At 62.0% G+C, this 25,790-nt stretch carries 26 protein-coding genes; 5 read left to right on the top strand and 21 right to left on the bottom strand.

Annotated elements, in window-relative coordinates; genetic code table 11:
• Nucleotides 1-39 precede the first annotated feature (39 nt).
• Together NOM67_RS13155 and aguA are read right to left on the bottom strand one after the other, a co-directional pair.
• A complete protein-coding gene (locus tag NOM67_RS13155) occupies nucleotides 40-1,743 on the bottom strand; it encodes an amidase (protein ID WP_255937701.1) in 1,704 nt (567 codons plus the stop codon).
• Between the two features lie 125 nt (nucleotides 1,744-1,868).
• Nucleotides 1,869-2,966 carry an agmatine deiminase gene (gene aguA, locus NOM67_RS13150; protein ID WP_255937699.1) on the bottom strand — a complete coding sequence of 366 codons (1,098 nt, stop codon included), beginning with the start codon at nucleotides 2,964-2,966 and terminating at the stop codon, nucleotides 1,869-1,871.
• A gap of 154 nt (nucleotides 2,967-3,120) precedes the next feature.
• On the opposite strand from aguA, the gene NOM67_RS13145 reads away from it, so the two are divergent.
• Entirely contained in the window at nucleotides 3,121-4,074 is a 954-nt protein-coding gene (locus NOM67_RS13145) for a LysR family transcriptional regulator (RefSeq protein ID WP_255937697.1), read from the top strand.
• A gap of 106 nt (nucleotides 4,075-4,180) precedes the next feature.
• Here the strand turns inward: NOM67_RS13145 and NOM67_RS13140 are convergent, their stop codons facing one another.
• Nucleotides 4,181-4,747 carry a TetR/AcrR family transcriptional regulator gene (locus tag NOM67_RS13140; protein ID WP_041210179.1) on the bottom strand — a complete coding sequence of 189 codons (567 nt, stop codon included), beginning with the start codon at nucleotides 4,745-4,747 and terminating at the stop codon, nucleotides 4,181-4,183.
• A gap of 199 nt (nucleotides 4,748-4,946) precedes the next feature.
• Here NOM67_RS13140 and NOM67_RS13135 point away from each other — a divergent pair, with 199 nt between their 5' ends.
• Nucleotides 4,947-5,984, top strand: coding sequence for an alkene reductase (locus NOM67_RS13135; RefSeq protein ID WP_255937693.1), 1,038 nt, complete (start codon nucleotides 4,947-4,949; stop codon nucleotides 5,982-5,984).
• Nucleotides 5,985-6,081: 97 nt separating this feature from the next.
• Here NOM67_RS13135 and rpoS read toward each other — a convergent pair whose 3' ends face one another.
• From rpoS to putP, 10 genes are all read right to left on the bottom strand, one after another.
• Nucleotides 6,082-7,068, bottom strand: coding sequence for an RNA polymerase sigma factor RpoS (gene rpoS, locus NOM67_RS13130; protein ID WP_041210181.1), 987 nt, complete (start codon nucleotides 7,066-7,068; stop codon nucleotides 6,082-6,084).
• A 45-nt stretch (nucleotides 7,069-7,113) separates the two neighbouring features.
• The gene (locus tag NOM67_RS13125; protein ID WP_043849958.1) at nucleotides 7,114-8,190 is read right to left on the bottom strand and encodes a LysM peptidoglycan-binding domain-containing protein; all 1,077 of its coding nucleotides are present in this window, start codon (nucleotides 8,188-8,190) and stop codon (nucleotides 7,114-7,116) included.
• A gap of 9 nt (nucleotides 8,191-8,199) precedes the next feature.
• Nucleotides 8,200-8,781, bottom strand: coding sequence for a YqaA family protein (locus tag NOM67_RS13120; RefSeq protein WP_033113777.1), 582 nt, complete (start codon nucleotides 8,779-8,781; stop codon nucleotides 8,200-8,202).
• Complete coding sequence (locus NOM67_RS13115; RefSeq protein WP_033113776.1) at nucleotides 8,778-9,395, bottom strand: protein-L-isoaspartate(D-aspartate) O-methyltransferase; 618 nt, start codon at nucleotides 9,393-9,395, stop codon at nucleotides 8,778-8,780. The genes NOM67_RS13120 and NOM67_RS13115 overlap by 4 nt, the downstream gene beginning before the upstream one ends.
• Nucleotides 9,396-9,399: 4 nt before the next feature.
• Nucleotides 9,400-10,146, bottom strand: a complete 747-nt coding sequence (gene surE, locus NOM67_RS13110; protein ID WP_041210183.1) for a 5'/3'-nucleotidase SurE — start codon at nucleotides 10,144-10,146, stop codon at nucleotides 9,400-9,402.
• Complete coding sequence (gene truD, locus NOM67_RS13105) at nucleotides 10,127-11,185, bottom strand: tRNA pseudouridine(13) synthase TruD (protein ID WP_255937686.1); 1,059 nt, start codon at nucleotides 11,183-11,185, stop codon at nucleotides 10,127-10,129. Before truD ends, surE begins: the two co-directional genes overlap by 20 nt.
• Nucleotides 11,185-11,661: a 2-C-methyl-D-erythritol 2,4-cyclodiphosphate synthase gene (ispF, locus tag NOM67_RS13100; protein WP_041210185.1), complete on the bottom strand. Its 477-nt coding sequence runs from the start codon at nucleotides 11,659-11,661 to the stop codon at nucleotides 11,185-11,187. Before ispF ends, truD begins: the two co-directional genes overlap by 1 nt.
• Nucleotides 11,662-11,715: 54 nt before the next feature.
• The gene (gene ispD / locus NOM67_RS13095; RefSeq protein ID WP_255937683.1) at nucleotides 11,716-12,408 is read right to left on the bottom strand and encodes a 2-C-methyl-D-erythritol 4-phosphate cytidylyltransferase; all 693 of its coding nucleotides are present in this window, start codon (nucleotides 12,406-12,408) and stop codon (nucleotides 11,716-11,718) included.
• Nucleotides 12,401-12,718, bottom strand: a complete 318-nt coding sequence (ftsB, locus tag NOM67_RS13090) for a cell division protein FtsB (protein ID WP_041210187.1) — start codon at nucleotides 12,716-12,718, stop codon at nucleotides 12,401-12,403. Before ftsB ends, ispD begins: the two co-directional genes overlap by 8 nt.
• Nucleotides 12,719-12,925: 207 nt before the next feature.
• On the bottom strand, nucleotides 12,926-14,443 hold the full coding sequence (gene putP / locus NOM67_RS13085; RefSeq protein ID WP_255937681.1) for a sodium/proline symporter PutP: 1,518 nt from the start codon (nucleotides 14,441-14,443) through the stop codon (nucleotides 12,926-12,928).
• Nucleotides 14,444-14,766: 323 nt separating this feature from the next.
• Between putP and NOM67_RS13080 the strand changes: the two genes are divergently transcribed.
• Nucleotides 14,767-15,660, top strand: a complete 894-nt coding sequence (locus NOM67_RS13080) for a DUF535 family protein (protein WP_255937679.1) — start codon at nucleotides 14,767-14,769, stop codon at nucleotides 15,658-15,660.
• A gap of 78 nt (nucleotides 15,661-15,738) precedes the next feature.
• Here the strand turns inward: NOM67_RS13080 and NOM67_RS13075 are convergent, their stop codons facing one another.
• The 8 genes from NOM67_RS13075 to NOM67_RS13040 form a co-directional block, all read right to left on the bottom strand.
• On the bottom strand, nucleotides 15,739-16,665 hold the full coding sequence (locus NOM67_RS13075) for a L,D-transpeptidase family protein (protein WP_033113768.1): 927 nt from the start codon (nucleotides 16,663-16,665) through the stop codon (nucleotides 15,739-15,741).
• 186 nt (nucleotides 16,666-16,851) lie between these two features.
• A complete protein-coding gene (locus NOM67_RS13070) occupies nucleotides 16,852-18,093 on the bottom strand; it encodes a mechanosensitive ion channel family protein (RefSeq protein ID WP_255937676.1) in 1,242 nt (413 codons plus the stop codon).
• Between the two features lie 132 nt (nucleotides 18,094-18,225).
• Entirely contained in the window at nucleotides 18,226-19,425 is a 1,200-nt protein-coding gene (locus NOM67_RS13065; protein ID WP_255937674.1) for an acetate kinase, read from the bottom strand.
• 221 nt (nucleotides 19,426-19,646) lie between these two features.
• Complete coding sequence (locus NOM67_RS13060; RefSeq protein ID WP_255937672.1) at nucleotides 19,647-20,117, bottom strand: YhcH/YjgK/YiaL family protein; 471 nt, start codon at nucleotides 20,115-20,117, stop codon at nucleotides 19,647-19,649.
• 306 nt (nucleotides 20,118-20,423) lie between these two features.
• Nucleotides 20,424-21,530, bottom strand: a complete 1,107-nt coding sequence (locus NOM67_RS13055) for a 1-acyl-sn-glycerol-3-phosphate acyltransferase (RefSeq protein WP_033113764.1) — start codon at nucleotides 21,528-21,530, stop codon at nucleotides 20,424-20,426.
• A 130-nt stretch (nucleotides 21,531-21,660) separates the two neighbouring features.
• Nucleotides 21,661-22,359, bottom strand: a complete 699-nt coding sequence (locus NOM67_RS13050; RefSeq protein ID WP_255937669.1) for an aspartate/glutamate racemase family protein — start codon at nucleotides 22,357-22,359, stop codon at nucleotides 21,661-21,663.
• A gap of 126 nt (nucleotides 22,360-22,485) precedes the next feature.
• On the bottom strand, nucleotides 22,486-23,076 hold the full coding sequence (locus tag NOM67_RS13045; RefSeq protein WP_255937667.1) for a LysE family translocator: 591 nt from the start codon (nucleotides 23,074-23,076) through the stop codon (nucleotides 22,486-22,488).
• A 118-nt stretch (nucleotides 23,077-23,194) separates the two neighbouring features.
• Nucleotides 23,195-23,791: a LysE family translocator gene (locus NOM67_RS13040; protein WP_041210193.1), complete on the bottom strand. Its 597-nt coding sequence runs from the start codon at nucleotides 23,789-23,791 to the stop codon at nucleotides 23,195-23,197.
• 120 nt (nucleotides 23,792-23,911) lie between these two features.
• Here NOM67_RS13040 and NOM67_RS13035 point away from each other — a divergent pair, with 120 nt between their 5' ends.
• Nucleotides 23,912-25,288, top strand: a complete 1,377-nt coding sequence (locus NOM67_RS13035) for a PLP-dependent aminotransferase family protein (RefSeq protein WP_255937664.1) — start codon at nucleotides 23,912-23,914, stop codon at nucleotides 25,286-25,288.
• 39 nt (nucleotides 25,289-25,327) lie between these two features.
• On the top strand, nucleotides 25,328-25,789 hold the full coding sequence (locus NOM67_RS13030; protein WP_255937662.1) for a hypothetical protein: 462 nt from the start codon (nucleotides 25,328-25,330) through the stop codon (nucleotides 25,787-25,789).
• The last annotated feature ends 1 nt before the right edge of the window (nucleotide 25,790 follow it).

The following is a 25,790-nucleotide window of genomic DNA, read 5'->3' as shown; positions in this document are numbered from 1 at the left end:
TTGCCGGTAAATCCTAAGAAATTTAACTCACAACACAAATCAAACCAGCGGCGGCGTGCGCGGCGGCACCATACGCTTGCTGCCGGTGGACTCGAAGGCCGAGGCAAAGCGCAGCAGGTTGTTGTCGTCATAGGCGCGACCGGCGAAGGTCAGCCCCACCGGCATACCGATATCGGCCATCACCCCCATGGGGACGGTGACGGTCGGCACGCCGAGGTGGCGAATGGCGAGGTTGCCGTTGGCAACCCAGATGCCGTTGCTCCAGGCGATATCGGCGGAGGCCGGATTCACGTCCGCATCAGCCGGGCCAACATCGGCCACTGTCGGGAACAGCACGGCGTCGAGCTTGAGCCCGTCCATCCAGTCTTCCAGATCCAGCTTGCGGGTCTTTTCCAGCCCACGCAGGCCGTCCGGCACTGTGGGGATCTCGTCAAAGCGCTTGATGCCGCGCTTGGCCATATTGACGTACTCGTCCATGCCCGCCGCCAGATCGCCCTCGCGGTTCGGCAGGGTGCCCGGATCGTGGGGGAAGATCTTCGGCCCATCGACATCGGCCAGCTTGTTTAACTTGGGATCGCCGTTGGCGCGCAGGAAGTCGTCGAACGCCCAGCCGGAAAGCTCCCACAGCTCGTCGTTGAGAAACTCCGGGCTCACGATGCCGCGATTGAACACGGTCGGCGCGCCGGGTCGGTCCCCTTCGCAGTTGGAGACCAGCGGGAAGTCCACTTCGATGACTTCGGCGCCAGCGGCTTCCAGCGCCTGACGGGCCTGCTCCCACAGGGCAATCACGGTCTCGCGGGTATGGATGCGCTGACCGGTCGGGCCGCCGATACCGGGGTTTTCGCTGGTGCCGGCCAGTTCATCCTTGTTGATAAACATGCGCGGCACGCCGAGGCGCTTGCCCTTGAGGGCATCGGCCTTGGCTGCCAGTTCCAGATAGGAGGCCGGACGCACTTCAGAGGCCTTGGGCAGCTGCACCCAGGGCTGCATGCGCCACAGATCGCCACGGGTGTCGGCATCGTCAGCCACCACTACGTCGAGCACTTCAAGCAGATCGTTCATGGTGCGGGCATAAGGCACCACCACATCCATGGTCGGAGTCAGCGGCCAGTTGCCGCGTACCGAGATGACCCCACGGGACGGGGTGTAGGCGCACAGGCCGTTATTGGAGGCCGGGCCACGGCCGCTCGACCAGGTCTCTTCGGCAAGGCCGAAGGCGGAGAAGCTGGCAGCGGTGGCGGTACCGGCACCGTTGGAGGAGCCGGAGGCAAACGGCGCAGTCAGGTAGTCGGCGTTGTAGGGGCTCTCGGCACGGCCATATACGCCGCGCTGCATGCCACCATTGGCCATCGGCGGCATATTGGTTTTGCCAAGGCAGATGGCACCGGCGGCGCGCAGGCGCTCAACGGTAAAGGCATCGCGCTGGGCCACCAGATCCTTGAAGGCCGGGCTGCCGGAGGCGGCAGTCAGCCCCTTGACCAGATAGCTGTCTTTGGCGGTGTAGGGGATGCCGTCGAGCGGGCTCAGGGTCTCGCCACGGGCGCGGCGGGCATCGGAAGCCTCGGCCTCTTTCAGCGCATCGGGATTGGCGACCACCACGGCATTGAGTTTGGTGGCAGTCTCGGGGCCGTTGTAGGCCTCGATCCGGGCCAGATAGGCCTTGACCAGTTCGACCGCTGTGGTGCGGCCTGATTCGAGCGCGGCACGCAGCTCGGCAATGGAAACCTCGGTCACTTCGATCATGGGGATCTCCTGTAAAAGGGTGACTGTTTGTCATGATGATCGCCGCATCAGCGCCTACGACCATCACACCATCAAGAGATAAAACCCCACTGAGTGGGGTTTTGAATACTCACCGGAACCGGTTCTTATTTGCCGGAGGGGATCTGCTGGGTAATGCAGTGAATATTGCCACCGCCCAGCAGGATCTCGCGGGCCGGTACGCCGACCACGGTGTGATCCGGGAAGATCTCTTCCAGAATGCGCTGGGCTTCGCCATCGGTGGCGGCATCCAGCAGCGGATAGACGATGCGATCGTTGGTGATAAGGAAGTTCACATAGGAACCGGCCAGACGGCCTTCTGCCTCGCGCGGCACACCGGTACCACTCTCGACACCGGCAGACTCCTCTTCGGTGCAGAACAGCGGGCCCGGCTGGGGCAGCTTCCACACTTTCAGCTTGCGCCCCTTGGCATCGACCGCCGCTTCCAGCACCTTGAGGGCGGCTACGGAGCGGGCGTACTGGGGATCGTTCTGATCGTCAGTCCAGTGCAGGGCCACTTCACCCGGACGCACGAAGCAGCACATGTTGTCGATGTGGCCATCGGTTTCATCCATGTAGACGCCTTCATCCAGCCAGATAAAGCTGGTGACGCCCAGATAGTCGCGCAGGTAGGCTTCGATCTGCTCTTTGGTCAGGTGCGGGTTGCGGTTTTCGTTGAGCAGGCACTCGGCGGTGGTCAGGCAGGTGCCTTCACCATCGACGTGGATGGAGCCCCCTTCCAGAATGAGCGGCGCATCGTAGCGAGCCATCTCGTGTTGGGTCAGCATCTGGGCTGCCACTTCCTCATCCTGACTCCACGGGTAGTAGAGACCGCCCTTGTGACCACCCCAGGCGTTGAAGCCCCAATCCACGCCACGGCACTCGCCGGCCGCGTTGGTAACGATGGTCGGGCCGGTATCGCGGGCCCAGCAGTCATCGCTGTCCATTTCGACCAGAGTGACGTGAGCGGGCATGATGGCGCGGGCCTGCTCCATAAACTGGGCCGGAACCCCCATAAAGACCGGGGTGGCGCCACCGATAGCATCGGCCACCTTGGCGAAGGTCTCTTGCGCGAAGCGACCGGCTACGCGCCAGTTGTCCGGGCGAAACGGCCAGATCATCCAGACGGCCTGCTGGTGCGCCCACTCGGCGGGCATGGTGAAGCCGTCGGCGGCCGGCGTGGAGTTAATGGTCTTGATGCTCATCGCAAGGCTCCTTGCATGGTTGAGGCCCCCGTTTACGCCCGATGCGGCGCGGGAACCCGGAAAAATAAGAGTGGGTCGCAGATTAAGACGTTGCGCCCCCATCCATCAAATGAATAGGATGGATTGTCCCATAAACACGGCGAATAATCCCCCCATGAAACTGCACCAGCTCGACCTCAATCTGCTGCTCGCTTTTGACGCCCTGATGACGCAGGGCAGTGTCACCCGCGCCGCCGAGGCGCTCTTTATCAGCCAGCCCGCCATGAGCCACTCCCTTAACCGGCTGCGCACCTTTCTCGGCGACCCGCTTTTGGTACGCACCCCGCAGGGGATGCTGCCGACCCCGCGCGCCCAGCGACTGCATCTCGGGGTGCAGCAGGCGCTGCGACTGCTGGAGCAGCAGCTCACCGAGGAAGAAGAGTTCGAGCCGAGCCAGTCGAAGCGGCGCTTCGTGCTCTGCACCACAGATTACGTGGAGTGCGTGCTGATCCCGCCGCTTATTCAGCGGCTCAGACGGCTGGCGCCGGGGGTCACCATCGAGATCCGCATCCTGCGCGACACCCTGCCCGAAGCCGAGCTGGCAAGCGGCGAGATCGATCTGGTGCTGGGCTTTGACGAGTACATGCAGGTGCCGGGGTATCTGGGCAAGGAGACCTGGCTCACCGAACCGCTGGCCGGACTGGTGCGCGCCGATCTGCCGATTGCCAAATCGGCCCCCGCCGGCGCCGAGGATGACCCCTCCCAGTTGCAGGAGCGCATCACCCTGCAGCAGCTTATCGCCATGCCCCACGTGTTCCACTCGCCCCTTGGCACCTCGGAGGCGAGCCTCGACCGCTATCTGAAGAGTCAAGGCTTTAGCCGCACCATCTCGGTCAACAGCCAGAGCTATATGTCCGCCGCCGCCATCGTCAGCCAGAGCGATCACCTGCTGGTGCTGCCCAGCATGGTGGCCGAGCTGCTCGCCACCCACTGGCCGCTGAAAAGCCTGCCGCTGCCTGCTGACGTGCCCGACTACCACCTCAACTGCGTCTGGCATCCCGTGCACGCACAGCAGCCTGCGCTGGTATGGCTGAAAGATTTGATGAAGGAGCTGGTGGGGCCGAGGTGAAGCGGCAACGTCTGGCAACAAAGGTTGATGGAAAAGCCCGGCAAGGGCTGAGACCAGAAACAACAGTGGCTCCCTCGGGAGCCACTGTTGTTTCTGCGGTATCGCGTTACGCCCGCAGGGCACGCATCAGCTGGGCGACCACGTCGTCGAGCAGGGGGCGATCGGGGCGGCACTGAGCAAAGGTGATAAGCCCCTGCAGGTTGATCAGCAGCAGAGCCGTCAGGGTGCGAATATCCCGATCCGGCGCCAGCTCACCGCACTGCTGCGCCTGCGCCAGCAGATCCGCCAGCTCCTGCTCCAGCTCGCCGTAGATCCCCTTGACCCGCTGGGTCAGCTCCTCGTCCTGCTCGCTCAGCTCCATCATGGTGCGGGTCACCAGACAGGTGCCGCAGAGCGCCTCGGTCACCACCTGATCGAGATAGGCTGCAAGACCGGCGAGCGGGCTCGGGTTGTCGAGCAGAGAGCGGCGCAGGGCCCGCTTGCTCTCCACATAGTGATCGACAGCCGCCAGCAGCAGGCCGCGTTTGTTGCCAAAGGCGCCGTAGATGCTGCCCGGGTGCAGGCCGGTGGCAGCCACCAGCTCCTGCATGGTGGTCTTGGCGTACCCCTTGGCGCGAAACGCCTCCATGGCATTTCGTAGCACCTCGTCACGATCAAACTCGGCAATGCGCATGGCTCCTCCCGTCGGAAATGGTTCGCTGCCACGGCACAAAAAGAGCCGCTGGCAACGCGCGCTGGAAAAGGTCGGCAAGTGTACCCCACTCGCAGGTCGGGGCCAACCATCTTGAACGCGCATTCAAAAAAGACTTGCATCGGAACAAAAAAACGTCTTGAATGCACGTTCAAGAATAACCCGTTCAGGACACACTATCATGAATACCCTGTTTCAGCCGTATCGCCTTAATGAGACTCTGACCCTGGCCAACCGCTTCATGATGGCCCCGCTCACCCGCTGCATGGCAGGCCCCGGTCTGGTGCCGACCGAGCAGATGGCTGCCTATTATGCTCGCCGTGCCGACATCGGCCTGATTGTCTCCGAAGCCGTCATCATCCGCCCCGATGCGCAGGGCTATCCCAATACCCCGGGCCTCTTCACCCAGGCCCAGATCGATGGCTGGAAGAAAGTGACCAGCGCCGTACACGCCAAGGGCGGCAAGATCTTCGCCCAGCTGTGGCACGTCGGCCGCCTCTCCCACCCCTTCTTCCATCAGGCTGAAGTGCTGGCTCCCTCTGCCGTGGCGCACGAGGGCACAGTGCCCCGCATGCGCGAACTGACCTATCAGGTGCCACGCGCCCTGACCGAAGCCGAAATCGCCCAGCTGGTGCAGGATTATGCGACTGCCGGTGCCAACGCCATCAAGGCGGGCTTTGACGGGGTGGAGATCCACGGTGCCAACGGCTACCTGATCGACCAGTTCCTGCACCACTCCACCAACCTGCGCACTGACAACTACGGTGGCTGCCCGGAAAATATGAGCCGCTTCGCGCTGGAAGTGGTCGATGCCATCAGCGCCCGCATCGGCGGTGATCGGGTTGGTATTCGTCTCTCCCCGGGTGCCTATGTCCATCTGGCGGGTAGCCCGGAAGATCGCGCCGTGTTCGACTATCTGCTGGGCAAGCTGAACGATCGCCCGCTGGCCTATATCCACCTCGGCATCTTCGATGACAACCTCACCTTCGATTATCTGGGTGGCCGCGCCTCCGACTATCTGCGCGCCCACTACAAGGGCAATCTGGTCGGGGTGGGCAACTACGACGCCGAGCGCGCCGCAGCAGCCATCGAGGCCAACCGCTTCGATCTGGTGGCCATCGGCCGCCCCCTTATCGCCAACCCGGACTACCTCACCAAGGTGAAGAAGGGCGAAGCGCTGGTGCCCTACGCCGACACCATGCTGGCCGAACTGGTCTAACCGCATCGGTATCGCCAGACAACAGGCAATAAAAAACGAGGGGAGCGATTGCTCCCCTCGTGCTATCTGGCTGATGCCGTATTGCGTTGTTGCGGACTTAATTGGTGCGGAACAGGGCCTCGATTGAAAGCCCCTGGCTCAGCAGGATCTCCCGCAGACGGCGCAGCCCCTCGACCTGGATCTGACGTACCCGCTCGCGGGTCAGGCCAATCTCGGCCCCCACATCCTCAAGGGTGGCAGGCTCGTAACCCAGCAGGCCGAACCGGCGAGCCAGCACTTCCCGCTGTTTGGGGTTGAGCTCTTCCAGCCAGTGGACAATGCTGCTGCGCATATCATCTTCCTGTGACTCCAGCTCCGGCCCCATGCCGCGCTCGTCAGAGAGCACATCCAGCAATGCCTTGTCGCGATCGCCACCGATGGGAGTGTCCACCGAGGTGATCTTCTCGTTGAGCTTGAGCATGCGGTTCACATTGTCCACCGAGCAATCGAGTGCCTGGGCGATATCTTCGGCGGTCGGCTCGTGATCGAGACGGTGAGAGAGTTCACGCGCAGTGCGCAGGTAAACGTTTAACTCCTTGACCACATGAATGGGCAGACGGATGGTGCGGGTCTGGTTCATGATGGCCCGCTCGATGGTCTGGCGGATCCACCAGGTGGCATAGGTGGAGAAACGGAAGCCGCGCTCGGGGTCGAACTTCTCGACCGCGCGGATAAGACCGAGGTTGCCCTCTTCGATGAGATCCAGCAGCACCAGGCCGCGGTTGTTGTAACGACGGGCGATTTTGACCACCAGTCGCAGGTTGGACTCGATCATGCGCTTGCGGGCTGCTTTGTCACCCCGCAAGGCACGACGGGCGTAGTAGACTTCTTCTTCGGCAGTGAGGAGTGGGGAGAAGCCAATCTCCCCCAGATAGAGCTGGGTGGCATCCATCACCTTGTTCAGTTCCGGTGCCAGCAATTCATCGGAGATGGTCTCTTCCGCCTCGGCGGCCACCTCCTCCAGCTCTTCTACCTCTTCGTGAGACTCGGGGTCAGCGTCAAACTCTAACTCTGCATCCTGCATTACCAGTTGTTCTTGGCTCATGGTGTGTCTCCCTGACGTTACCAGAGTAAGACGGTCTCTCTGGGGTTAACGCTTTGGCAAATAGCTCATCGGATTGATCGACTTGCCTCTGTACCGGATCTCGAAATGCAATCGCACATCCGGCGCGTCCGTGCTGCCCATGTTGGCAATGACCGAGCCCCCCTTGACGCTGTCCCCTTCCTTCACCCGCAACTCGTCGTTGTGTGCGTAGGCGGAGAGATAGTCATCATCATGCTTGAGGATGATCAGCTTGCCGTACCCCCTTAAAGCACTGCCAGCGTATACGACCTTACCGCTGCTGGCGGCGTAGACGGGTTGCCCCTTCTGGCCGGCTATGTCGATACCCTTGTTACCCTGTTCTGCAACAGAGAACCCCTCGACGATCCGGCCTTTTGCGGGCCAGTGCCAGGAGAGTCTCGACTGGGAGTTGTCTGTTTTTTGTTCTTTGACCTGAGCGTATTCCTTCGGTGCCTCCGCAGCAACGGATTTCTGCGAGATGAATGGCGTGGTCTGACCAGATCCGCTCGGTTCTGCCAACGGACGCGGGCCACTGCTCGGTCGGGTCGTGGTGGTCTGCACCGGAACCGGCGTCACCGGGCGGGTTGCGGCTACCATCTGGGTGCTGCTGCCGCCGGCAGACTGAACGTTGAGCACCTGACCCGGCTGCAGGGCGTAGGGGGCACTCAGGTTGTTGCTCTGGGCCAGTGCCTGCGGCGTCATGCCGAACTGGCGGCCGATACTGCTCAGGGTATCGCCGCGACGCACCTCATAGGTGCCGGAACTGCGGCTGCTGCTTACGCTGGCGCTGGAACCATCGAGTCGCAAGCGCTGCCCCGGATAGATGTTGTAGGGCGGGCTGATGTTGTTGAGGCTGGCCAGCGACGGCACATCGTTACCGGAGTTGAAGGCGATGGAGTAGAGGGTATCGCCCCGCTTCACCACATAGCTGTTGCCCTGAATGGGGGCACTGACCTGAGCGCCGGCCTGACGGGTCGGGATGGTCGAGACGAAGGGACCATCACCCAGCCCCTCAACCGGAGCGGCATTTTTACTGGAGGAACAGGCAAGCAGCAGCCATGAAAGAACGACGACACTGCTTCCCTGCCAAATACGCGAACGCATAGCGGATCCTTAACGACTAAACCAGAAATAGGCCACGACGGCCAGACCAATACAGAGCCAACCGAGCACGTCTACGTAGTGCATCAGTTTGCGTTCCATCTTCTCGCCACCCCAGCGCATCAAACCTGCCACCAGGAAAAAGCGCAAACCGCGGCCGATGAGGGAGGTGATGATGAAGGGCAACAGAGCCATTTGCAACAGCCCTGCCGTCACGGTAAAGACCTTGTAGGGGATCGGGGTGAAGCTGGCGATAAAGATGACCCAGATGCCCCACTGCTCGAACCAGTGGCGAGCGATGGCGATCTTGCCCTCATAACCGACGGAAGCCACCAGCGGCTGCACTACCGGATCCCACAGGGCGTAGCCAAGGGCATAGCCAAACAGCGCACCCAGCACCGAGAACACGGTGGCCAGCGTGGCGTAGTGCCACGCCTTGTGGGGCTTGCCGAGCGCCATCGGCGCCAGCATCACGTCAACCGGGATGGGCCAGAAGACCGATTCGATAAAGGCGGTGATGGAGAGATACCAGGGGGCGTATTTGTGGCGCGCCCACTGCATTACCAGTACATACAAACGGGAAAACAACTTCACTCAACATCTCCGTCGATCAGGGGAACAAAACGCACCGGTTCCAGAATTCGGCTGGTCAGCTGGGAGCCGGAGCGTTCAATCAGTTGCAGGGTCTGCTGGCTGTCGCCCACCGGCAATACCAGCCGACCGCCATCGGCCAGCTGATCGGTGAGCGCCGTCGGGATCTCGCTCGCCGCCGCCGTTACCAGAATGGCGTCGTAAGGCCCCTTGTTGGGCCATCCCAGCCAGCCGTTACCGTGCTTGGCCGAGACATTGTGCAGATCAAGCTGGCGCAGCCGGCGTCTTGCCTGGAACTGCAGCGACTTGATCCGCTCCACGGTATAAACGTGCTCCACCAGATGGGCGAGGATCGCCGTCTGGTAACCGGAGCCAGTGCCAATCTCCAGCACGTGGGCCGGATCATTTTGCATCAGCAGCTCGGTCATTCGCGCCACCATGTAGGGCTGCGAAATGGTCTGGCCATGGCCAATGGGCAAGGCGGTGTTGTCCCACGCCTTGTGGGCCATGGCCTCATCCACGAATAGCTGGCGCGGCACTTTCGCGATGGTCGCCAGTACGCGAAAATCGCGAATATCCTGCGCAATGAGCTGATTTAACAGGCGCTGTACTATCACACCCTCATCCCTGCAGATCTAACCAGGCCCCCAGACCAGCGAGACTGTCATAGGCAGTCATGTCAATGGTCAGGGGAGTTATCGAGACATAACCCTGCTCGATGGCAGCAAAGTCGGTTCCTTCTCCTGCATCCTGCTTGTCGCCGGGAGGGCCAATCCAGTAGATGGGTTGACCGCGGGGATCCTCGGTGCGGATCACCGACTCCGCCCGATGGCGATTGCCAAGGCGGGTCACTCTGATCCCCCGGATCTGCTCAAGCGGCAGGTCAGGTACGTTCACATTGAGGATCTGATCCGCTGGCAGGGGGTGCTTCATCAACCCCTTCACCAGCAGGGCCGCATAGTGGGCCGCCGTGGCGAAATGGGTCTTGCCCACCAGCGAGATGGCGAGGGAGGGATAGCCAAGGTGGCGCCCTTCGGTCGCAGCCGCCACCGTGCCGGAGTAGATGACATCATCCCCCAGATTCGCACCGTGGTTGATGCCGGCCACCACCATGTCAGGCTCGGGGCGCACCAGCTCGTTGACCGCGAGGTGGACGCAGTCGGTCGGCGTCCCCTTCACCGCATGATAACCGGTTTCGCTGATGCGGGTGACCCGCAGCGGCACCTCCAGCGTCAGGGAGTGACTCGCGCCGCTGCGGTTGCGATCCGGTGCCACCACCACGACCTCGCCGCAGGCGCGCAACGCCTCGCTGAGGGCACGGATGCCCTCGGCATGCACACCATCGTCATTACTGACCAGAATTCGCATCGGTTTGATTCCTGAAACCGTGATCGGCCTCTTCGGCCTGCATTAACTCGCGCACCACGCTGGTGGCAAAGGCGCCCGCCGGCAGGAAGAAGGAGAGAGTCAGCACCTCCCCCTCCAGTTGCCAGCTCATCTGCTCCGGCTTGAGCAGCAGCGGGCGGCGATCCTGATCCAGCCCCGCTTTCTCCAGCCCTTCACACCAGTCACTGTAAGCCGCCAGCACGCTCTGCTCGAACTCGGCAGCGGCCCCCTGGCTGGCCAGCCGGCCACGCCCCCACTGGGGCGCGGTGAGCTGCACGTCGCCGGAGGCGAGACGCGCTTCCAGCTCGGGGGTCACGCTCTCTTCACTGAAGATGGAGTGGCTACCCTTGAGCATCACGCAGTCACCGGCCAGCAGCTGATGGGCCAGCCCCTGCTCGATACGGGCGCTGACGATGGCATTGAACAGCATGCTGCGCGCGGCGGAGAGGTAGAGAGAGCGCTTGTTGCGATCCTTGATCCGCTTGCCGGCAAACATCGCCTTGGCCGCTTCCAGGTTGTTGCCTTCACGGCCGAAACGCTGCTCGCCATAGTAGTTGGGCACGCCCTGAGTAGCGATAGCCTGCAGGCGGGACTCCAGCCCGTCGGCCTGCTCCAGACCGGTGAGGCGCAGAGTGAAGTGGTTGCCCTTGAGATAGCCAACCCGCAGCTTCTTGTTGTGGCGCTTCACCTCCAGGATCCGGATGCTGTCGCTCTCGATGACGGAGAGGTCCGGCTCGGCCTTGCCCGGCAGGTGAATGCCGAACCACTGCTCGGTCACTGCGTGGCGATCTTTCAGGCCCGCCCAGGTCACCGCATTGCGGTTGACCCCGGCCGCATCGGCCAGCAGGCCAGCCACCCAGGCGGTGTTCTCACCGGTTTTACGCACCCGGACGAAGATGTGCTCACCCTCGCCACAGGGCACAAACCCGAGATCTTCGTTAACCACGAAGTCGGCGGCCTCGGCCTTGAGGATACCGCGGGCGGTTGGCGCACCGTGCAGGTAGGCAAGTTGTTCCAGCATTATTGTTTCACCAGTAAGACGACGGCTTCGGTGGCGATCCCTTCCTTGCGCCCCGTAAAGCCAAGCTGTTCGGTGGTGGTCGCCTTGACGTTCACCCGGTTCAAATCACATTGCAGATCGGCAGCCAGCACGGCGCACATGGCCTCTATGTGAGGCGCCATCTTGGGCGCCTGAGCGATGATGGTCACATCCAGATTGCCGATGGCATACCCTGCGCGCTGCACGCGGGCAAAGACATCCCGCAGCAGGATACGGCTGTCGATACCCTTGAATTCGGCAGCGGTATCGGGGAAATGGCGACCGATGTCACCGGCACCGATGGCGCCCAGCAGGGCATCGCTCACCGCGTGCAGTACCACGTCGCCATCGGAGTGGGCGATCAGTCCCTGCTCGTAGGGAACCGGCACCCCGCCCAGCATGCAGGGGCCAACCCCACCAAATTTGTGTACGTCAAAACCATGTCCAATCCGGATCATGCTCGCTCCTTGTTCGGCCTGTCTGTTCAGACCTCTTTGTTCTGATAGGTGGGCTTATGCCTGCTGGCTTAAAAACAGTCCCGCCAAAGAGAGATCCTCCGGCCGGGTCACCTTGATGTTGTCGGCGCGCCCCTCCACCATCCGCACCGTGAATCCGGCGCGCTCCATGGCGGAGGCCTCATCGGTAATGGTGGCACCGAGCGCCAACCCCTCCTCCAGTGCCCGTCTGAGGGGGCCGGTGGGGAACATCTGCGGCGTCAGGGCATGCCAGAGCTGCTCGCGCTCGACGGTGGCAATGATATTGCCGGCCGCATCGGAGCGCTTCATGGTGTCGCGCACCCGGCTGCCGAGGATGGCGCCACCGCTCGTCATGGCGGTGGCAATCAGGGCGTCGAGATCGCCGTGGGTCAGACAGGGGCGGGCCGCATCGTGCACCAGCACCCACTCCCCTTGCGCCACATGGAGGGCGTTGAGGACGGAAAAGGCGCGATCGGCGCCCCCCTCGACCCGCAGGATCCGCTCATCCTGCGCCACCGGGAGGGTGTCAAACCAGCGGTCATGGGGAGCCAGCGCCACGATCACCTGCCCGATGGCGGGGTGTGCGAGCAGCCGCTCCAGGGTGTGCTCGAGAATGGTCTTGCCCGCCAGTTGCAGATACTGCTTGGGGCACTCGGCCCCCATCCGGCTGCCAATGCCGGCGGCCGGCACGATCGCCGTCAGGGCTGGAATGCGGCTCGCATCAGTCATCGTAAGGGGCATCCGCTGGCACATTCTCTTTTTCTTTCTCTTTGGGGATGATCCGGTAGAAGGTCTCGCCCTGCTTGATGTAGCCCAGATCGTTGCGCGAAAGCTCCTCGATGGCCTCAAGGCCAGAGGTGAGATCGTCGATTTCGCGATAAATCAGGTCGTTGCGATCCTTGAGGCTCTGGTTGTCCCGCTGCTGCTGCGAGATGGCCTCCGACAGACTCTGGTAGTCGGACAGCCCGTTCTTCCCCAGCCAGAAGTCATATTGCAGACCTCCCAGCAGGAGGATCAGGATCAGGGTGAATAGGCGCATGCTCTAGGTCTCCTTCAAGCGGCCTAGTGTCCCATATTCGGTGCAAAGACAAAAGAAAGCCAATACCACGAAGGGGCCGGGCAAGCAGAAAAAAGTGCCCAAAGGTGAGTCAGATAGCGCAAAACCCCGCCAAACCGGCGCAAGGATTGACCAGTGTGGTCAAGATGCGCCGGGGCGGGGTTGATTGTCAGAACAGAGGTGCCGCTATCAGTTGACGGCGACCGGCTCCCCTTCCAGCTCGGCCGGGGTGTTGTACTCCTCCTCGGCCTCGCGGAAACGCTCCAGCATGGTTTTTGAAGGCGCTTCTCCCAGCAGGCTGCCCGTTACAATCGCGATACAGGCAAACAGGAAGCCAGGGATGATTTCATACAGCCCCAGCCAGCCGAACTGTTTCCAGACGATCACCGTGATGGCGCCCACCAGCATGCCGGCCAGCGCACCGTTGCGGGTCATTCGCGGCCAGAGCACGGAGAGCAGCACTACCGGGCCGAACGCGGCACCAAAACCGGCCCAGGCGTAACTCACCAGCCCGAGCACCCGGTTCTCCGGATTCATGGCAACGCTGATGGCGATCAGGGCGATGGCCAGCACCATCAGGCGCCCCACCCACACCAGCTCGCGCTGGGAGGCGTTCTTGCGCAGGAACGGCTTGTAGAGATCCTCGGTGATGGCGCTGGAGCAGACCAGCAGCTGGCAACTCAGGGTACTCATCACCGCCGCCAGAATGGCGGAGAGCAGCACGCCGGCAATCCAGGGGTTGAACAGGATCTTGGAGAGCTCGATAAAGACCCGCTCCGGGTTGCCGGTGACGCCGCCCGCCACTTCCGGGAAGCGGGCGAAGTAGGCCAGACCGAAGAAGCCGATGGCCACCGCGCCGCCCAGGCAGAAGATCATCCAGGTCATGCTGATGCGACGGGCGTTGGCCATGGAGTGGTGGGAATCCGCTGCCATGAAGCGGGCCAGAATATGCGGCTGACCGAAGTAACCGAGCCCCCACGCCATCAGGGAGATGATGGCGATAACGTCCAGATTCTTGAACATGTCGAGGTTGCTGGCACTCTTGGCGGCCACCTCGATCATGGCGCTGTCCACCCCGCCCACGGCGATGATGACAAAGACCGGGGTGAGGATCAGGGCGAAGATCATCAGGGTCGCCTGCACCGTATCGGTCCAGCTCACCGCGAGGAAGCCGCCGAAGAAGGTGTAGGTGATGGTGGCGGCCGCACCGACCCAGAGGGCAGTGTTGTAATCCATGCCGAAGGTGCTCTCGAACAGGCGGGCACCGGCCACCACGCCGGAGGCGCAGTAGATGGTGAAGAAGAGCAGGATCACCAGCGCCGAAAGGATGCGCAGCACCTTGCTGTGATCTTCAAAGCGGTAGGTGAAGTAGTCCGGCAGGGTCAGGGCGTTGCGGTTCTTCTCGGTATGAACCCGCAGGCGGCCCGCCACCCAGCGCCAGTTGAGGTAGGCACCGATGACCAGACCGATGGCGATCCAGCTCTCGGAGATGCCGCTGATGAAGATGGCGCCGGGCAAGCCCATCAGCAACCATCCACTCATGTCGGAGGCGCCGGCGGAGAGGGCGGTGACCCAGCTCCCCATCCGGCGGCCGCCAAGGATGTAGTCGTCAAAGTTGCGGGTGGCGCGATAGGCAACAAAGCCGATCAGTACCATCCCGAGGATGTACACCAGAAAGGTGATTAACATGGGTGTGCTGGCTGTCATGCAAAACTCCGTTTTATTTCATCTTTTACCCGCTCTGATGACGGGCTCGTCCCTAAAAACCGGCCTAGCTTAATCACCCGTCCCTGTCGGCTCAACCCCTTTATTAACAAACAGAAAACACAATAAAAACCTTTGCGCAGCAAATCATCTCTACATCAAGGAGATAGAACCGAATTTCCTTTTCCGTCCGGGCGAGAGATCAGAGCACTTGCCCCTGCTATTGAGCGTTTTATCTTCACATTTTGTTACTATCGAGCTTTTTACATCCTCCCCGTCCCCTCCTACACTCGCCGCCCTGAATCCAACGAACCGGGGCCACGCCTATGTCCTCTCATCTGTCGCAACTGCGTACCCTCGCCCGCCGTCTCCATCCGGTAGAGGAGTCGGGCCATCTCATCAGACGAGCCAAATTCGTTGGCCGCCTCTGGCTGCATCCGGGTGCCCGCGCCCTCTATCGCCAGCAGGAGACGCTGCCGCTGCTGGCGCAGGCGATCACCCGCTTCCCCGATATTCTGGAAAAACCGATTCACCCCTATCGCCACAAGGGGCTGCGCAAGGGGCTCCGCGCCGGGCTCATCACCGCCCACTACCGGCAGCTGGCACTGGCCCTGCCCGAAGCGCAGCAGCAGGCGATCTACAGCCAGAGCGGCTTGCAGCTTGCCAGCTGGCAAAGCGACAAGCTTACCGCGCCGCTCACCCTGCAGCTCGATTACCAGACCCACATGGCCAAAGAGGGAGAGATGAGCCTGACCCTCAAGCTCGGCAAGTCGGCGCTCTACTTCATGGCGCTCAACCTGCGCTGCGAGCCGCAGCCCACGCTGGAGATCTGCTCGCTGCAAGGGGGCAAGGGGCTGAGCGAAGAGATCAAACTGGTCACCAAGGCGTGTGGCGGCCTGCGTCCCATGTCCCTGCTGGTCTACATGGCAGCCGAGCTGGCTCGCGGCCTGGGGTGTGAAACCCTGCTCGGGATCCGCACTCAAAGTCACGTCTACCAGTGCAGCAAGCGCACCGCCAACCGGGTCAAGTTCGATCTGGATGGGCTGTGGGAAGAGCATCAGGGCAACGTCATGGATGAACTCTGGATGAGCCTGCCACTGCAGATACCGCGCAAAACGCTGGAGGAGATCCCCTCCCGCAAGCGGGCCAGCTACAAGGCGCGCTACCAGATGCTCGATCAGCTCGCCGGAGAGCTCGCCGACAATCTGCGCCGCAGCTAATCCGGCCCCGTACAAGGTCAGAAAAGAGAAAGGGCGAACAGCACGCTGTTCGCCCTTTCTTGTGGCCGATTACCGGGATTAGCCGTTGATGGCGACCGGCATGCCGCTGCGCTGCTCCAGCGCCTGTTTGACCAGCTGGGAGTCGCTGTCGGCGTGGGCAATGAAACGGGTGATGGCCGGGGTCATCGGCAGCGGTGCCGGCAGGCTGGAGTTGAACTCCTCCTCGCTGCGCGACAGCGGCTGATGCACTTCCAGATAGCGGCGGCCATCCGGCTCGACAGAGGCTTTGAGCGGCTGGTTGATGAACTGGACGCGAGTGCCTACCGGTACCTTCTTGAACAGGTACTCGATGTCATCGTTGCGCAGACGCACACAACCGTGGCTCACCCGCAGGCCGATACCGAACTGGGCGTTGGTACCGTGGATGGCGTACATCTTGCCGATGTAGAGCGCAAACAGCCCCATGGGGTTGTCCGGGCCAGCCGGCCATACCGCAGGCAGGCTCTCGCCACGGGCGGCATATTCGGCGTGCATCTTGGCAGTCGGAGTCCAGGTCGGGCCCGCTTTCTTGCGCTGCACGCTGGTCACCCAGTTCTCCGGAGTGTCGGTGCCCAGTTGGCCGATGCCGATGGGCAGCACTTCCACCACCTTCTTGCCTTTCGGGTAGTAGTAGAGGCGCATCTCGGCCACGTTCAGCACGATCCCTTCACGGGGCGCATCCGGCAGGATCAGCTGATGGGGGATCACCAGCTTCTCGCCGGTCTGCACCAGCAGGGGGTCAGCCTTGGGGTTGGCTTCGATCATGTTGGTCAGCCCCAGCTGGAATTTTGCGGCAATGGCTTCCAGCGGCTGGCCGTTCTCTTCGGCCGGGACCACGTATTCCAGATTTTCCCCCACCAGACGGCTGTTGGCCGCAGGCAGAGCATATTCAACAGCGAAAACCGGCGCAGCGGTCAGCAGCAGGCTGTAGCAGAGTGTTGCCACACTATTGCGAAGGAGCTTCATAACTTTCCCATGATAATGACTGAGTTGACATCTCTGGGCTGACAGCTGATCAGACGAGGATCAGGGGCGCGAAGAGAAGGCCGCCATTTTTCTCTTCTGCAAAACAAATTTCAACTGACAAGTAGCGGCGGGTCGACGATTAATATCGCTTTTTTTATCCGCCGCCAGCCCCTGTCGGTCGCCCGTTTATCCCTTCTGCCAGGAGCGCATATCGTATCCAGTGGGAGATTGGTGCAACCGCAGATGAAATTGCTCGATGATGGCGAAAATGTGGTCGAAAATATCGGCCTGGATCCCTTCGTACTCGGCCCATGCCGTCGTCGCGGTAAAGCAGTAGATCTCCAGCGGCAAGCCGTCAGAGGTCGGCGCCAGCTGACGCACCATCAGGGTCATGTCCTTGCGAATACCGGGATGGGCGCGCAGATAGGCATCCAGATAAGCGCGCAGGGTGCCGAGGTTGGTGAGGTGACGGCCGTTGATGGGGCAACTCAAGGCATCGCTCAGCTGCTGGTTGTAACTGCTCAGCTCCTGCTCCTTGCGGGTGAGATAGGGCGCCAGCAGCTGGGCCTGCTTGAGCTGCAACTGCTCATCGGCCGTCATGAAGCGCACGCTGGTCATGTCGATATTGATGCTGCGCTTGATGCGCCGCCCGCCCGATTCGGTCATCCCCTGCCAGTTCTTGAAGGAGTCGGAGATGAGAGCATAGGTGGGAATGGTGGTAACCGTCTTGTCCCAGTTCGACACCTTGACCGTGGTAAGGCCGATATCGGTCACCTCACCATCGGCGCCATATTTGTCCATCTGCAGCCAGTCGCCAACGTTCAGCATCCGGTTGGCAGAGAGCTGGATCCCCGCCACCAGCCCGAGGATGGGATCCTTGAACACCAGCATCAGCACCGCGGTCATGGCCCCCAGACCGCTGAACAGGAAAAGCGGCGACTTGCCAAGCAGCAGGGAGATCATCAGGATGCCGACCAGAATGCTGCCCACCAGCTTGGCCCCCTGGAAGATGCCTCGCAGAGGCAGATCCCGCCACAGCCGGATGTTGCGGCTCACCGCCAGCACGCAGTCGAGCAGGGTAAAGAAGGAGAGCAGCAGAAAGAAGAGGATCCAGAGCTGGGCCGACATCTCGATAAGCTTCAGGCTGTCGGAGCTGCGCGGCAGCCAGATCTCTGCCTGACCGAGCAGCACGGCCCCCTGAAAGACGAAAGCAAGCCGGTAGAAGAGGCGCTGTTGCAACTGGGGTGGCAGCCACACCTGCTTGGCCCTGCCGAGGATGCCCACCAGCCGCACCAGCAGAAAGCGGTGCAACATCATGTGCAGTAGCAGCGAGGTGACGAGGATGAAAGCGAGCGCAATCACCAGCCCCATCATGCCGGTCACCTCGACCCCAAGCGCCGACAGCCAGTTAAAAAACGTCTCTTTCATTCCTCTCCCCCTATGCTGCAATGCCAAAACGTGGCCGTCAGGGTAACGCCCCGAGCCTCCAAGTCAAATAACGGGTCGCCACAAACGACAACGCCCGGCAAAAGCCGGGCGTTGTGATGAGACCGATTGGCGTTAGCCGACCAGACCCAGGGCATCGCGGGCGATGACCAGCTCTTCGTTGGTCGGGATCACCATGGCGCAACGGCTGTCGGCGGTAGTGATGCGGCCTTCGCCACCCAGTACCGCGGCGTTGTTCGCCTCTTTGTCCACCTTGAAGCCGAACAGGGCCAGACGCGCCAGCACCATCTCGCGCACCATGGCGGCGTTCTCACCGATACCACCGGTGAAGACCACGGCGTCCAGACGGCCATCCATCGCAGCAGCATAGGCGCCGACATACTTGGCCACACGGTAGGTGAAGACATCCAGCGCACGCTTGGCACCGGCGTCGGTAGCGTAGTTGGTGGTGACATAGCGGCAGTCGCTGCTCGCTTCAGTCATCCCCAGCAGACCGGACTCACGGGTCAGGGAGTGGTTGATCTGCTCCACGCTGTAACCGAGCTGGTCGTGCATGAAGAAGACCACAGCCGGATCGATGTCGCCACAACGGGTGCCCATCGCCAGACCTTCCAGCGGAGTCAGACCCATGGAGGTGTCAACAGACTCACCGTTCTTGATGGCGCAAACGGAAGCACCGTTGCCCAGGTGGCAGTTGATGATGTTCAGTTCGTTCAGCGGCTTGCCCAGCTCTTTGGCCGCCTCTTCCGCGATGTAGCGGTGAGAGGTGCCGTGCGCGCCGTAACGACGGATGCCGTGCTCGCTGTAGAGCTTGTAAGGCAGCGCGTAGAGGTAGGCCTCCTGCGGCAGGGTCTGGTGGAACGCGGTGTCGAACACGGCCACGTTCTTGTCAGCCAGTTGCGGGAACACCTTGAGCGCAGCGCGGATACCGATCAGGTGAGCCGGGTTGTGCAGCGGGGCGAACGGGATAGCGGCTTCGATGCCGGCGATCACGCTGTCATCGATGCGAACGGAACGGGAGAACTGCTCGCCACCGTGTACGATGCGATGGCCGATGGCCACCAGCTGACCGGCCAGAGACGGATCCTGCGGCAGGATGTGGCCCACGATGTGGTCGAGCGCTTCCTGGTGAGCGGCACCCGCTCCCAGCATGGCTTCGCCCTTGACCCCGTGGAGTTTCCATTTGATACGTGCATCATCCAGATTGAAGCATTCGGCCAGGCCGGACAGCATGTCCTCACCTGTTTCGGCGTCCATTACGGCAAATTTCAGGGAAGAGCTACCGCAGTTAAGGATCAGTACCAACTTGCTCATTTTCTACATCTTCCTGTGCTTCGGCTTTATGCCGACAGTGTCGTGTCATCCAAAAGAGGATGGGATTCCCCTGCCGGGGGCTTATGGTCGCAGGAGGGTGCGTCCAATTTTTCAATTCTTGCTCTTGAAAGAGTCATCGCCACTTGTGGTGCGTATCACTCGTTTCAATGCTTGCGAGTCTCGACGCATCTGCTGCGCAGGGCTCGCGTCAATGGGGATGCTCAGGCGATGGCCAGCAGCTCCCTATGTACCTTGACCACCAGCTTCTTCACTTTGGCGGGCTGGTTGCGCGTACAGAGCGGGCGATGCAGTTCGCCCGGCCAGAAGATGGCGAAATCGCCCAGTTGCAGCGCCAGATAGGTAGTCTGCTCGTCATCGACAAACCAGAGGTCGGGATGGGGATGATCAGCACCTTCATCCGCATACTCATGAGGCCCGACACCGATCCACTCTTCGCCTGCCAGCAGCAGCTGGATATCGAGATAGTCGCGGTGGAACTCGCCACGGCGATCCGCAGCCGGCTCGGTCATCTCCTCGCTCACCAGACAGAACAGCTTGAGGCCGTCGATCTCGCTCTTGCCAAGGGGCGCCTCGCGCCAGAGGGCAACGCTTTTGACCACCTCGACCATGATGCGATCCAGCGGGGCAGGCAGCGGCGTACGCTGCAAAGTGTTCAGGCTACCGGTGATCATGGTGCGAGCATCTTCCTGTTAGGTATATCTGCGCGGCATCTTTGCCGCCCAATGAAAAAGGACCTGTTACAGGTCCTTCGATAATGCCCCCGGCGATCCGTGCAGAGGGATTAGAGCTAATGCTCACATTCAGCATATTGGGGCACTGTTACACACTCATCCGGTGGTTGCCAAGAGCGTGAACCCCATTTTTCGGGTGATCGTACCAGCTGAAACCATATTATTCACCACCCTTTTGCCGGCGACTTTGACCAGACGCAAAAACGGGAGCATCTGCTCCCGTTTTTTTCACGCAACCGGTTTCATTCAAGCCTTGCCGGCGTTTTCCACCGGTTTTGCATACATGGCACGCCAGATTGCCTTGTGCTCTTCCGGCACCTCTGACTGACGGGTCAGGAAGGCCGCCTGCTCGATGGTGTTGGCCTTGCCGGAGACATCGGCCGCCAGATAGTTGCTCGGGAAGAGGCGGTAGCTGCTCCAGATCGCCTTGTCGATCAGTGCCGCCAGCTCGTCCGGATCGCTGAAGCCCTCGGTAATAGGCGCACCAAAAGCGACGTGTACCCGCCCCTTCATGCCGACGATGCCGGCAACGATGCTCTCGATATCCTCGAACTCGCCCTTCTCGTAGCTGCCGTTGACCGACTTCTCGTAGAGCTCGCGTGCCTTCGCCTTGTCGGTGGGGTCCAGCTCGTAGCTGATGCTGACCGGCACGATATTGAGGCTGCGCATGTAGTCGACGAAGTCGATCTTCTGCTTCTTGCCGTCGACGTAGAACATCTTGAGGATGGCCGGATCGGTCTTGTCATCGCCATTCTTGGCGCGCCCTTCCTTCTGGGCGATCCAGATGGAGTGGCCTTCGTGCACCGACTGGCCGATGTAGGCAGAGAGCTCGCCGAGCGCCTTCATCATCTCCCGCGGCCCCTTGGCGGAGCGCTTGACGATAAAGCTCTTGTTGAGCTTCATCAGCTCGGTGGCGCAGGGTTTGCGCAGCAGGTTGTCGCCGATGGCGATGCGGACCGTGTCAAAACCGTGGGTATAGAGACCCCAGTTGACGAAGGCCGGATCCATGGCGATGTCCCTGTGGTTGGAGACGAACAGGTAGCCCTGCTCCTTCTTCAGATGCTCGATCCCGGAGAAGGTCACCCCCTTGGTGGAGGTAGCGATCATCCGGGACATATAGTTGGTCACCCCGACCTGCACCTGATGCACTGTGGTCACTTTTGACCACTTGTAGCGCAGCACCTGGCGGATCAGCGGGCGAATCGCCCAGCCCAGCCAGCTCATCAGGGAGCCAAAACGGTATTTGGCGATGGCACCGATAAATTCATCATCCTGGATCAGCCGTTCGATGGCCGCCGGCACTTCTTCATCGCGGTAAGGGCGAATGTCCGCGAATCTGTCAACTTCAGTCACAATGTCAGCCTTGCATGCTAGGAAACCGCAGCCAACCCGCGTTGGCCGGGGAAAATTCAGGGCGCAATTTTACACGCTTTTATGGCAAGGGGTATGAGACAAGCATGAATAGTGAGATCTGACCAGTTAATTAATCGGATGTCAGGGCCAGGGTGACGGCCGCCTCGGCATGAATGGCGGTGGTGTCGTAGAGCGGCACGGCCGCCTGCGACTCCCCCACCAGCAGGGCAATCTCGGTGCAACCGAGGATCACCGCCTCGGCGCCGGCAGCAGCCAGCCCGGCGATAATGGCCAGATACTCGGCGCGCGATGCGTCGCGGATCTCGCCCAGACAGAGCTCGTCATAGATGATGCGATGGACCCGCTCCCGCTCAGCCTCGGCAGGCACCAGCACCTCCAGCCCGAAGTTCGTTTGCAGCCGTCCCTTGTAGAAATCCTGCTCCATGGTAAAGCGGGTGCCGAGCAAACCAACCCTTTGTATCCCGTCCGCTTGCAGGCGGCGCGCGGTGGCATCGGCGATATGGAGCAGCGGGATATCGATGGCGGCCTCTATCTCTGGCGCCACCTTGTGCATGGTGTTGGTGCCGATCAGCAAGAAATCGGCGCCGCCATCCTGCAGTTTGCGCGCTTCGGCCGCAAGCAGGCGTGCGGTAGCGGGCCAGTCACCGACATGCTGCAGCCGCTCTATCTCGGCAAAGTCGACGCTATTGAGCAGCACCCGCGCCGAGTGCAGGCCACCGAGCTTGGCCCGCACCCCGCGGTTGAGCGCCTGATAGTAGCTGACCGTGGACTCCCAGCTCATGCCACCCAGCAGACCGATACATTTCATAACAGCTCCTTTCATCCCAAGGTAAGGCTGTGCCGCGCCACCTTGCAGGCAAGGTCACGCGAGCGAGATAAAAAAGGCCCCGCAGGGCCAACAAGACAGCAGGTAAAGGCCCGGGTCAACCCCGGGCTAAATCCAGATCATCAGCACGCAGGCCGCCGTCGCCAGCCCCATGCCGAGGTTAAAACGGCGCCAGCCCCGGGCGGTGCGGATAAGACGGCGCACCTGGGCGCCGAACAGTACCCAGAAAGCGCCGGTATAGAGGCCGGTCACAAAGAAGATGGCGAGCACCCAGATGGCGGATGGCCAGTAGGCCTCTCCTGCCAGGGTGAAACCGCTGATGGCGGAGAGCGCCATCATCCACGCCTTGGGATTGAGCAGTTGCAGCATGGCCCCCTGATGGGCGGGAATAAGCGGCCGATTGCCCTCGGCCGGGCCGCTGGCGGTCGCCACCTTCCACGCCAGCCAGAGCAGGTAGGCCGAGCCGATCAGCTTGAGGCCGTCGTGCAGCAGCGGCACCTTGTCAAAGATCACCCCGAGCCCCAGCGCCATGGCGAGGATCATCAGGTTGATCCCCCCGACCACCCCCACCAGCAGGGGCAGCGTGCGGCGAAATCCCTGCGCCGCCCCGGCGCTGGTGAGCAGCATATTGTTTGGCCCCGGCGTACCGCAGGTGACCAGTGCAAACCCCGCGAGGGGCAGTACCCAGTTCAGATCCATCTCAACCTCGTTCAGACCACATATCGGACTGCCTGCCAGACAATCCGTCAGATAAAGCAGCCCACCAATATGCAGAAGCGGCAGCCCGACCACAAGGAGAAAGCGGGTGGGAAAAGCCTCAATACCAGAGCATCACCACGCAGAGGGCAGTCAGCAGACCGAGGGAGCCATTGAGCCGGCGCCAGCCCCGATCCGTGCTGATCCAGTTGCTCAGCTGATGGCCAAAGAGCACCCAGACAAAGCAGGTGGGCAGCGCCACCAGCGCGAACATGGTCATCACCGCCAGCTGGCTGGGCCAGTAACCGGCACCGGTCAGACTGAACAGACTGATGGCGGAGATCCCCATCATCCACGCTTTGGGGTTGAGAAACTGGAAACCCAGCCCCTCCAGCAGGGTCAGCGGCCGGGCGCGCCGCGCCGGATCGCTCGGAGCGCCCGCCACCGCGATACGCCAGGCCAGCCAGAGCAGATAGAGGCTGCCGAAGATCTGCAAGCCGAGGCGCAGCAAGGGCCAGCGCTCGAACAGCGGATAAAGCCCCAGCGCCAGCACCAGTTGCAGCACAGGTTGCCCCAGCGCTACGCCAAACAGGTGTGGCAGGGTGCGCCGCACGCCGAAATTGGCGCCGGAGGCCGTCAGCATCAAGTTGTTGGGGCCGGGCGTGCCGCAGGTGAGCACGGCGAAGCCAAACAGGGTGGCATACCATTCGAACGTCATGAGCGACTCCTCATCTTGATAGGTTGATTGTATCGATACAATCAACCCTCAATGGTTGTTGTCAGGTTGAAATTCACGCTATATTGTCCTCAAGTTTCGATCAATGGATTTATTGTCACCATGACAATCTGGACACCGGATCTCTCCGCCTTCGATGGCCCCCTCTACCTCAGATTGGCCAGCGCCATCGAGCAGGCCATTGTGGATGGCTCGCTGCCAGCCCAAACCCGTCTGCCCACCCACAGGGCGCTGGCGGACAAGCTGGGGGTCACGGTGGGCACTGTCACCCGCGCCTACAGCGAGGCTGAGCGGCGCGGGCTGGTCGCCGCCCGGGTCGGCCACGGCACCTGGGTTAAGGGAGCGAGCACGGATCCCGCCAATCAGTGGGTGATCCGCACCGAGGAGGGGCCGCGCATCGAGTTGTGGCAGAACCTGCCGGTGCAGCTCGATCGGGCCGCCTTAATCCGCCCGCTGCTGGAAAAGCTGAGTCAGGGGGATCTCAACCTGCTGCTTGGCTATGGCAAGGAGGCGGGCCAGCCGGATCAGCGCCAGCGCTTTATCGAGTGGCTGACAAGGCAGGGTATTGCGGCGCAAGAGGAGCGGCTGCTGTTCAGCCACGGCGCCCAGCACGGCATCATGCTGGCCATGCTGGCGACCGGCTGTGTCGGCGAGAGTCTGATGTGCGAGGGGCTCAGCTATCCCGGCATGCTGGGCAATGCCCGCCAGCTGAAAAATCAGGTCATCGGTCTTGCCATGGATGAAGAGGGGCTGCTGCCCGATGCGTTGGAGGCGGCCTGCCGCAGTCGCCGTGCCAGAGTGCTCTACCTCACCCCTACCCTGCAAAACCCCACCACCGCCATCATGTCGCTGGCACGGCGCGAGGCCATCGTCGCCGTTGCCCGTCGGCACGACCTGCTGATCATCGAGGATGACGTCAACGGCATGCTGCCGGAACCCCATCAGGTGCCGCTGGTCAATCTGGCGCCGGAGCGGGTCATCTACCTCGGCAGTCTGGCCAAGATCGCCTGCGGCGGCATGCGGGTCGGCTTCGTGCTGGCGCCTGACCACCTCAAGCAGGGCTTCGCCCAGGCGATGCGCCTCTCCAGCTGGATGGTCAGCCCCCTGCTGGTCGAGCTGGCCTGCCAGCTGGTAAGCCAGCCGGGGATCGACCAGTTGATCCGCGAGCAGCGGCAGACTCTGGCACGTCGTGGCGAGCTGCTGCACCACCTGCTGCCCGGCGCGCGCTGGCAGCCGGGCAGCATGCACGCCTGGTTGCCGCTGCCCGAGCCGTGGCGCAGTCAGGAGTTCGCCGCCGCCGCCGATGCCCTTGACGTCGGGGTGGCAAGCGGGGAACACTTCGCCGCCGGCCAGTTCGCCGCCCCGCAGGGGGTACGCCTGAGCCTGAGCCAGCCCGCAACCGATGCCCGCGTGGCCGAAGGGCTGGAGCGGCTGGCCCAGCTGCTGCGGGGCACGCCCCCCAGCAATCCCCTGCTATAGTCTGCCCTGCCAACCACAATGACCCGTCAAGGAGATGCCATGCCCCGCTTCAGAGCCACCCTGCTCGCCTCAACCCTGCTGCTGGGCGGGTGCGCCTCGCCAGCCCATCAACAGCTGGGGGTAGTCATCACGGGTCTGGAGGGGGAGCTGCAACGGCTGGAGGAGGAGCTGGCGGCCATGAACGGCCTCAACTATCAGAAGGCGATCGACGCGCCGCTCAGCTTGCGCCGCTATCTGAAGGCGCCATCCCCCACGCCGGAGGGGCTGGTGCCACTTCACAGCCAGCTGCAGGATGGGCCGCGGCTCAGCTATGACTACCGGTTGCCGGCGGGGATGAGCACACTGCCGCTGGATAATCCCTGCCAGCGCTACGAATTCGAGCTGCGCCACCTTGGCCACCTCGGGCAGCTCGAACTAAGCTGGCAAGGTGCCGGGGGAGAGGGGGAGCGCATGATCAGGCAGACCGAGTGCAGCTTCCCGACCAAGACCAGCAAGATGTGAT

The sequence above is a fragment of the Aeromonas sp. SG16 genome, from assembly GCF_024436135.1.
Lineage (GTDB): Bacteria > Pseudomonadota > Gammaproteobacteria > Enterobacterales > Aeromonadaceae > Aeromonas > Aeromonas jandaei.
The sequence above is the reverse complement of the archived record's forward strand: the minus strand, read 5'-3'. Positions and strand labels throughout refer to the sequence as shown.

Bases quoted from the DNA above. Each gene is read 5' to 3' on its own strand.
- NOM67_RS13050 (WP_255937669.1), bottom strand. From the start codon at position 22,359: ATGAAATGTATCGGTCTGCTGGGTGGCATGAGCTGGGAGTCCACGGTC.
- NOM67_RS13045 (WP_255937667.1), bottom strand. From the start codon at position 23,076: ATGGATCTGAACTGGGTACTGCCCCTCGCGGGGTTTGCACTGGTCACC.
- NOM67_RS13145 (WP_255937697.1), top strand. From the start codon at position 3,121: ATGAAACTGCACCAGCTCGACCTCAATCTGCTGCTCGCTTTTGACGCC.
- NOM67_RS13155 (WP_255937701.1), bottom strand. From the start codon at position 1,743: ATGATCGAAGTGACCGAGGTTTCCATTGCCGAGCTGCGTGCCGCGCTC.
- NOM67_RS13070 (WP_255937676.1), bottom strand. From the start codon at position 18,093: ATGAAAGAGACGTTTTTTAACTGGCTGTCGGCGCTTGGGGTCGAGGTG.
- NOM67_RS13030 (WP_255937662.1), top strand. From the start codon at position 25,328: ATGCCCCGCTTCAGAGCCACCCTGCTCGCCTCAACCCTGCTGCTGGGC.
- NOM67_RS13060 (WP_255937672.1), bottom strand. From the start codon at position 20,117: ATGATCACCGGTAGCCTGAACACTTTGCAGCGTACGCCGCTGCCTGCC.
- ispF (WP_041210185.1), bottom strand. From the start codon at position 11,661: ATGATCCGGATTGGACATGGTTTTGACGTACACAAATTTGGTGGGGTT.
- ftsB (WP_041210187.1), bottom strand. From the start codon at position 12,718: ATGCGCCTATTCACCCTGATCCTGATCCTCCTGCTGGGAGGTCTGCAA.
- NOM67_RS13040 (WP_041210193.1), bottom strand. From the start codon at position 23,791: ATGACGTTCGAATGGTATGCCACCCTGTTTGGCTTCGCCGTGCTCACC.
- NOM67_RS13075 (WP_033113768.1), bottom strand. From the start codon at position 16,665: ATGAAGCTCCTTCGCAATAGTGTGGCAACACTCTGCTACAGCCTGCTG.
- surE (WP_041210183.1), bottom strand. From the start codon at position 10,146: ATGCGAATTCTGGTCAGTAATGACGATGGTGTGCATGCCGAGGGCATC.
- NOM67_RS13065 (WP_255937674.1), bottom strand. From the start codon at position 19,425: ATGAGCAAGTTGGTACTGATCCTTAACTGCGGTAGCTCTTCCCTGAAA.
- ispD (WP_255937683.1), bottom strand. From the start codon at position 12,408: ATGACTGATGCGAGCCGCATTCCAGCCCTGACGGCGATCGTGCCGGCC.
- NOM67_RS13125 (WP_043849958.1), bottom strand. From the start codon at position 8,190: ATGCGTTCGCGTATTTGGCAGGGAAGCAGTGTCGTCGTTCTTTCATGG.
- truD (WP_255937686.1), bottom strand. From the start codon at position 11,185: ATGCTGGAACAACTTGCCTACCTGCACGGTGCGCCAACCGCCCGCGGT.
- rpoS (WP_041210181.1), bottom strand. From the start codon at position 7,068: ATGAGCCAAGAACAACTGGTAATGCAGGATGCAGAGTTAGAGTTTGAC.
- putP (WP_255937681.1), bottom strand. From the start codon at position 14,443: ATGACAGCCAGCACACCCATGTTAATCACCTTTCTGGTGTACATCCTC.
- NOM67_RS13080 (WP_255937679.1), top strand. From the start codon at position 14,767: ATGTCCTCTCATCTGTCGCAACTGCGTACCCTCGCCCGCCGTCTCCAT.
- NOM67_RS13035 (WP_255937664.1), top strand. From the start codon at position 23,912: ATGACAATCTGGACACCGGATCTCTCCGCCTTCGATGGCCCCCTCTAC.
- NOM67_RS13140 (WP_041210179.1), bottom strand. From the start codon at position 4,747: ATGCGCATTGCCGAGTTTGATCGTGACGAGGTGCTACGAAATGCCATG.
- aguA (WP_255937699.1), bottom strand. From the start codon at position 2,966: ATGAGCATCAAGACCATTAACTCCACGCCGGCCGCCGACGGCTTCACC.
- NOM67_RS13135 (WP_255937693.1), top strand. From the start codon at position 4,947: ATGAATACCCTGTTTCAGCCGTATCGCCTTAATGAGACTCTGACCCTG.